The organism is Variovorax sp. LG9.2 (genome assembly GCF_035018885.1).
Lineage (GTDB): Bacteria > Pseudomonadota > Gammaproteobacteria > Burkholderiales > Burkholderiaceae_C > Variovorax.
Window position 1 is genome coordinate 1 of record NZ_JASJXB010000079.1, and the last position, 1,856, is coordinate 1,856.

2 protein-coding genes and 1 pseudogene are annotated in these 1,856 nt (G+C 58.3%); 1 reads left to right on the plus strand and 2 read right to left on the minus strand.

The window, feature by feature from the left end; translation table 11 throughout:
* Positions 1-217, plus strand: a 217-nt coding sequence (locus tag QN413_RS26905) for a hypothetical protein (RefSeq protein ID WP_323499621.1), incomplete at its 5' end; no start/stop codon positions are given.
* A 341-nt stretch (positions 218-558) separates the two neighbouring features.
* Here the strand turns inward: QN413_RS26905 and QN413_RS26910 are convergent.
* Positions 559-1,467, minus strand: coding sequence for an alpha/beta hydrolase (locus tag QN413_RS26910; RefSeq protein ID WP_323499622.1), 909 nt, complete (start codon positions 1,465-1,467; stop codon positions 559-561).
* A gap of 304 nt (positions 1,468-1,771) precedes the next feature.
* Positions 1,772-1,856, minus strand: a pseudogene (locus QN413_RS26915) (IS3 family transposase); the annotation flags it as partial.

A 1,856-nucleotide genomic window follows, 5' to 3' on the forward strand; every position in this document is an offset into this window, starting at 1 on the left:
GATCCGCACCAGCTCGTCGCACGACCTGCCCTGGTCGATCGGCGCGGACGCCTACCAGCGCAACATGCTCGAGCTCGTCAGGACGATCACGAGCGCCGCAGTCGCAACCGTTTGGGGTGACTGGGAAGACGCTGGTGTAAGAGACTACCTTGGGCGCGCACGCGCGGACCTCCTGGAACGGGTGGCGGACACTCGCGTGCGATGGGTCGCGGGATAGAGGCGGGTGTTGAACGCACGGCTGTGCAGGGAACGCGTGCGAGATCAACAGCTTTTGCGACCGTCTGCTTCGGGCCCGTTGCACTCGGTCGGCAATCGTCTTGCGATGTCCCCTCTGAAGAGATTGCACGCATCGTCGAGCTTCAAAAAGCCCTTCGACTTCGATCATCGGCGCAGGTTTTATAGCGACTTGACGATTCGCACAAGTCAAAATTTGGTGATCAAGGATCAAGTCGCTTAATGGATGGCAACCGGAAAGCCCGATGTCGGTTGAATATGAGCGCCGGCAGTATTTGCCGCGCCGGATGAGTGCGACCGATCTTGCTGATTACCACCGCTCGCTCAACTAGGCTTGGTGCACTCCTTTTCAATGTATTCAAGCGCGGCCGGAAGTGCATCGCGGAACGTCATCCATTCATGGTCGCCGTCCACCACGCGTAATTCAACCTGCTTTGGCTGGATTTGATGCAGTCGCCAGTACAAATTTGCTGCCATTGGCGCAATACCCAGTCGGTCGTGGTCACCGGAAACTATCCACATTGGAACGCGAAAAGGTTGCGCCTTGTAAGTGTCGAGCTGTGACGCATAGTTGAGAGACTTCCATGTCTCAGGATCGAATTGCCCGTTGCGCACAAACTGCGGCGTTTGGCGCGACGCCGACGTTTCGGGCGGAAGCGGATCGTAAATCGCAGGACTGATAACTCCGGCTGCGCAAAACTTATCGGGGTTACGCAGCGACAAGTTCAGCGCTCCGTAGCCACCCATGGACAACCCGGCGATGGCGCGTCCACTGCGTTCACGCGAGACCCGGTATTTTTTCTCGACATAAGGCAGAAGGTCAGCCATTACAGCGGTGCCAGCTTTTTCAGCGGCGCCGTCTGTCCACCAAGACGCGCCGCCGGTGGTTGGCATCACCACCACGGAAGGGCGCATAAGTCCCCGTGCGACCAGCCCCTCGAGCGTTTCCTTCGCACCCAGCTTCAGTCGCCACTCGTTCTCATCGCCGCCGGCGCCATGCAGAAGATAGATGACCGGGTAACCTGTTGCGACACCGTTCGGATAGCCATCGGGCAAATAGACGGTAAAGGGTACGTCGCGTCCCAGTGCCGTGCTCGGTGCCTTGTCGGCGTAAATCTCTCCTGAAATCGCGGGCGCTGCGAGGGAGAAAGCCAACACACTCGCGCCGAATAAAGATGAAAAAAGCCCTCGGCCCACGAATTTAAAGCGGGAAATCGGGCTAACGCTAGTCATAGATTTAATCTCCAGATGCGATTGGGGAAGGTTGGCGGAATGGTTGCGCCGAGTCACTTATTATTGCTCTGATCGCGCAGGTGCCTGTCGCACCCCGGTCAATCGGCCTGCCGCTCGGCAGATGTCGGAATTCAGTCTGAACCAGTCGCTCGACCAAGCATTACAAACGGCTGCTTCTGGCCCGAGAGTTGTCGTTCAACGCATCGTGCAGAGACGCGCGATCTTGCGACGGCCTCTGTCGTCCATGCGCTTTCGCATCAAACCCAGTTGCACTAGCCTGCCAACGTGGGCATGGGCCCGCCGAGACGATGTCCAGCCGAGCCTGCGCCCGGGTGTCATAGCGGACCTGGTAGATCCTCTCGACTTTCAGCGTCTTGAAGAAGCTCTCC

Coding starts and splice junctions, on each gene's coding strand:
- QN413_RS26910 (WP_323499622.1), bottom strand. CDS start 1,467: ATGACTAGCGTTAGCCCGATTTCCCGCTTTAAATTCGTGGGCCGAGGG.